This is a genomic window from Xanthomonas vasicola, assembly GCF_000772705.2.
In the GTDB taxonomy this organism is placed as follows: Bacteria; Pseudomonadota; Gammaproteobacteria; order Xanthomonadales; family Xanthomonadaceae; genus Xanthomonas; species Xanthomonas vasicola.
Map to the genome: position 1 here is coordinate 1 of NZ_JSBW02000080.1, position 4634 is coordinate 4634.

At 66.6% G+C, this 4634-nt stretch carries 2 protein-coding genes and 3 pseudogenes; 3 read left to right on the plus strand and 2 right to left on the minus strand.

Annotation, left to right across the window (positions count from 1 at the left end; all coding sequences use genetic code 11):
- Nucleotides 1-127 precede the first annotated feature (127 nt).
- Nucleotides 128-748, minus strand: a pseudogene (locus tag NX05_RS23150) (IS630 family transposase); the annotation flags it as partial.
- Nucleotides 749-814: 66 nt separating this feature from the next.
- On the opposite strand from NX05_RS23150, the gene NX05_RS24575 reads away from it, so the two are divergent.
- Both NX05_RS24575 and NX05_RS23995 read left to right on the plus strand, forming a co-directional pair.
- Nucleotides 815-1240, plus strand: a complete 426-nt coding sequence (locus tag NX05_RS24575) for a transglutaminase-like domain-containing protein (RefSeq protein WP_230597589.1) — start codon at nt 815-817, stop codon at nt 1238-1240.
- Nucleotides 1241-2229: 989 nt separating this feature from the next.
- Entirely contained in the window at nt 2230-2841 is a 612-nt protein-coding gene (locus NX05_RS23995; RefSeq protein WP_052239558.1) for a hypothetical protein, read from the plus strand.
- Nucleotides 2842-3111: 270 nt separating this feature from the next.
- Here the strand turns inward: NX05_RS23995 and NX05_RS18665 are convergent.
- Nucleotides 3112-3282, minus strand: a pseudogene (locus NX05_RS18665) (IS630 family transposase); the annotation flags it as partial.
- 2 nt (nt 3283-3284) lie between these two features.
- Here NX05_RS18665 and NX05_RS23155 point away from each other — a divergent pair.
- Nucleotides 3285-4234 (plus strand): annotated as a pseudogene (locus NX05_RS23155) (IS30 family transposase); the annotation flags it as partial.
- Between the last annotated feature and the right edge of the window lie 400 nt (nt 4235-4634).

Below are 4634 nucleotides of genomic sequence, written 5' to 3' on the forward strand. Positions count from 1 at the left end.
AAGCTGTGCCTGTAACCCAGGCAACACCCCGCAAACGGCCGAAACCGGCAAAAAATCGGCGATTTGAGCGCCCTCAGCGCGGCGGATGCGGTTGCTTCGTTTTCCGGTCGCGTTGATCAGACCATCCCTAGTGTCGCGTTCCGTTGATAACTTTGCAGAGCCGTTCGATCTTGGCCAGGATCGAGTCAGCGGTCGCAGTCCATTTGAACGGTCGCGGGTTTTGGTTGTAGTGCTCCACGAAGGCATTGATGTTGCGCGTTAGATCGGCCACCGACTCGAAGGAGCCCGGCCTGATCGCCCGCTGGGTGATCAGGCCGAACCAACGCTCGACCTGATTGAGCCAGGAGCTGCAGGTCGGCGTGTAGTGGATGTGGTAGCGCGGTCGTTTGGCCAGCCATGCCTTGATCCTGGCGTGCTTGTGAGTGGCGTAGTTGTCGCAGATCAGATGGACGTCCAGATCCTGCGGCACCTGCGCGTCCACGTGCCGCAGGAACGGGAGAAACTCCTGATGTCAGTGCTGGGGTTTGCACTGGGTAATGACACTGCCGTTGGCGATGTCCAGCGCGGCAAACAGGGTCCTCGTGCCGTGGCGTACAGAGTCATGCGTGATGCCTTCGACGTACCCCAGCCCCATCGGCAGCAGCGGCTGGGTGCGCTCCACAGCCTGTACTTGGCTCTTCTCGTCCACGCACAGCACCAGCGCATGATCCGATGGATTCAGCGACAGGCCGACGATGTCGCGCACCTGGCGACGGGTCCCGGCGCGGACATCGTCTTCAACATCCATGCCGCGCACACCGGGGGGCAGAAGGTCATGGAAGAAAACCTGGAGATCAGCCAGCCGGACGCGTTGCCGCGACTGCATACCGATCCCGCCACCGGCACGCGCTGCATGCGGATGCACGCCGCCCCGGGGCCGCTCACCGTCGCCTACGCGGCCACGGTGGACATGCACCACCACGCCGCCGATCCGGCGCGCATTCCCGAAGTGCCGGTGCGCGACCTGCCGCCCGAGGCCGTCGGCTACATCCTGCCCAGTCGCTACTGCCAGTCCGACCGCCTAGGCACGCTGGCCATGCGCGAATTCGGCCACCTGTGGCAGGGCTACAGCCGCGTGCAGGCCATCTGCGATTGGGTGCGCGGCCACGTCGCCTTCCGCTCCAATACCTCCAACTCCACCACCTCGGCCATCGACACTTTCGTGGAGCGCGTCGGGGTGTGCCGCGATTCCACGCGCTGAACATCCCGGCCCGCATCGCGACCGGCGCCGACTACGGCGCCGATCCCGCGCTGGGGCCGCCCGATTTCCACGCCTACGTGGAGGTCTTCCTCGGGACCGCTGGTACGTGTTCGATCCGTCCGGCACGGCCATCCCCATGGGCATGGTGCGGCTGGCGCCGCGCCGCGATGCCGCCGGCGTGGCCTTCGCCACGATCTTCGGCAGCGTGCAGTCGTCCGCCCCCAAGATCCGGGCCTGGGCGGTGCAGGACCCGGCCCGCGGCTTCGAGCTGCCCCACCATTCCTCACTGGCGCTGTCTACCGATTTCCCGGACGGCCACGGCGCGCCGCGTGCTCCGGCAAGCCAGGGCCGCAGGGGGGCACGTGGGCTCGGGACGCATGCCCGCACTGCAGGCGGCCGGCGCCTGAGGCGTTTCCCCCGGCGGGTGCCGCCGGGGCCGCAGGTTCGCGCATGCGCCTGCCGGTTCGCATGCCGGCTCCGCCGGCGATGCCCGTGCGGCTTCAATGGGCCAGGGGGATCAACGCATCCCGTACGCAGGGCCAGGCGCCGCCGCGCCGTGCCCGCTTTATTCGAGCGCTCCGATGCCTTCCACGCCTTCTGCCACATCGCCACGAACGTCCTTCTGCCAGGCCAGCCCCGCGTACCCCGAACCAGCCACGGTGCCCGACGCGCATGCGGCCGCCCCACCGCAGGAGGCCGGGCCGCGGTTGCACGCCCATGCGGGCCCGTTGCTGCCTCGCTCCCGTTCCCTGCCTGCACGTGCCGGGCTGCCTGGAACCACCGGCCGTCCGCCGCGTGCCGCGGGCACGTCTTCCCCCCGTTCCGCACCCCGCGCACCGTCTCCGCACGGGCCTGGGCTGCAAAGTCCGCCAGGCCCGCCAGGCCACGGTGGCGCGGGCGCGCGGTGGGCTCTGTTCCCGCGCGACCTTCCCACGCTGCAGCCCCTGTGGCGCAACCTGCTCCGGCAGGCGGCATGGCTGACCGAAGAGATGCGCGCCCATCCCGCGTGGACCGCCGTCGCCCTGGACACCCTGCGGCAGCCCGAACTCGTCGGTGCCATGGCAGCGCAACTGGCCACGGCTGCGCAATGGTTCTCCGCCGGGGCGGCCGCGCTGCCAGGGCAGCTTGCGGAGCGCGACGACCAGGAAACGGCCTGGCGCATCGCGCAGGCCCTGGTGCGGCTCGATGGAGCGCAACTGGCCGAGGACCTGATCGGCGAGGTGGTGTACGGCACGCTCCGGCACCTGCCGGACCGCCAACTGGCGGGCCTGCAACTGCTCGCGGGCCTGGGCATGCTGCTGGCCTACTGGCAGAGGATGGCCCGCCAGCGCGACGCCCTGGCCGCGGCGCAAGCGCCGGACCAGCCGCCGGTGCAGGCCTGCACGCCGGCGGGGCCGGTCGCAGGCACCCTCCAGCGATCCCTGAGCGAAAGCCGCGCCGCGCTGCCGCACAGCGTGGCAGGCGCGGTGGCAGGCGCGGTGGCGCTTGCCGCCCAGGGCGTGATCGATGGCGAATATGCGGTGGGCGTGGCCCAGTGGATGGCGGACGAGGCCCGCCAGGCGGCCAGCCGCTGGTTCAGCCGCAGCCGGAGTTTCAGCTAGGGCGTGTCATCAATCCCCGAGCATGCCGCGCGCAACCGCGGCCCTTCGGGTTGGGCCTGCCAGACCCAACGCGGCATACGCAGGAATTGGTGACACGCCCTAGGGCTCTGCCCGCCTTGCCCAGGGCGGCCAGCCGCGGGAGGTGTACGAGCTGGCCCTGCGGGAGATCGCCACGCAGGGGTGAGGCGGCTGGCGCTACTGTTCCGTTCCGTTGATAACTTTGCAGAGCCGTTCGATCTTGGCCAGGATCGAGTCAGCGGTCGCAGTCCATGCAAACAGGGTCCTCGTGCCGTGGCGCACAGCGTCATGCGTGATGCCTTCGACGTACCCCAGCCCCATCGGCAGCAGCGGCTGGGTGCGCTCCACAGCCTGTACCTGGCTCTTCTCGTCCATGCACAGCACCAGCGCATGATCCGGTGGATTCAGAGACAGGCCGACGATCCAGCATGCGCTCCATATCGCGGCGTCTTGGCCGTAGCGCATCGACCCTATCGCGGGAGCTCAGCCGGGAGCAGCGCCCGGCCTACGTCGCCACCAAGGCGGCAATGGGCTATCGGCTGCGTCGGCAGCGCAGCATTGGCAAACGGCGCCTTGTCCAGGGCAGTGCCCTGTTCCAGAGTCTCCGCGACGATCTTGTCTTTCAGCGCTGGTCGCCCCAGCAGATTGCTGCCAAGCTCAAGGTCCTGCACCCAGACGATCCCGCCCAGCGCGTGAGCCACGAAACGATCTATGCCGCGATCTACACCTATCCGCGCGGCGGCTTGAAAAGGAGCTTGTCGAGGCATTGCGACAGCACAAGCCGGCGCGAGGGCGGCGCCGTACGACGGCAACCAAGCGCAGTTGGGTGCCTGAGGAGTTGCGCATCATCCATCGTCCTGAACAGATCGAGCAGCGCCTGATTCCCTGACACTGGGAGGGCGATCTGATCAAGGGAGCGTTTAACCGTTCCTGCGTGGGTACGCTGGTTGAGCGCAAGACGCGCTACGTTGTGCTGTGCTAGATGGACGGCTGCACTGCGCAGGCTGCGTTGGAAGTGTTTACCCGCCACACGAAGAAGCTACCGCGGTTTCCGCTCGGCAGTTTGACTTATGATCGCGCCACGGAAATGACGTGCCATCCAGAGCTGATGCGCCGGCTGAACATTGACCTATGGCTCGCCGATCCGCACGCCCCCTGGCAGCGCGGAAGCAATGAGAATACCAATGGGTTGCTGCGCCAGTTCATGCCCAGGGGCGGGGACCTGTCAAAGGCGAGCCGGGAATACCTCAATGACGTCGCAGACTTGATGAACGCCCGGCCTCGCCAGCCTCTTGGCTGGAAAACACCGAGTGAGGCACTAGCATTAGCGTTGGAAATTGATCAGTTCAATTCACGTGTTGCGCGTGCAAGTTGAGACCGCCAGGGTCTTGAGTGTCTACGGAACCCTGGGCGTATTAAGTCGATATTTTCTAGTCATGCAAAGCAGACGGCGGGATGACAAGGGGGCAGTGCCAGTTCGCATGCCGGCACTGCCGCCCGCGGCGATCAGCGGTATGAAAATCCCGAATTACTCAGACCGATAGTAATCGTCGCTGACTTTTCTCCCTGAAAGCCGAGCGTGGTGTAGAATCCAGACATGGCTGTACCAGGCTGACAGGTCGCTGTGGACATCGCGTAGAACTGGTAGTTAGTCGCCCCTGAAAAACCCCAACCACCCAACGACCGCAAGGCCTTGATGTCTGCACCGGCGTGCTAAAACTACCAGTGTTCGCTACGCTGAAGGCTGGTTTCTTGCAATTTCCGCCCATGCGTAC

Bases quoted from the DNA above. Each gene is read 5' to 3' on its own strand.
- NX05_RS24575 (WP_230597589.1), top strand. From the start codon at position 815: ATGGAAGAAAACCTGGAGATCAGCCAGCCGGACGCGTTGCCGCGACTG.
- NX05_RS23995 (WP_052239558.1), top strand. From the start codon at position 2,230: ATGCGCGCCCATCCCGCGTGGACCGCCGTCGCCCTGGACACCCTGCGG.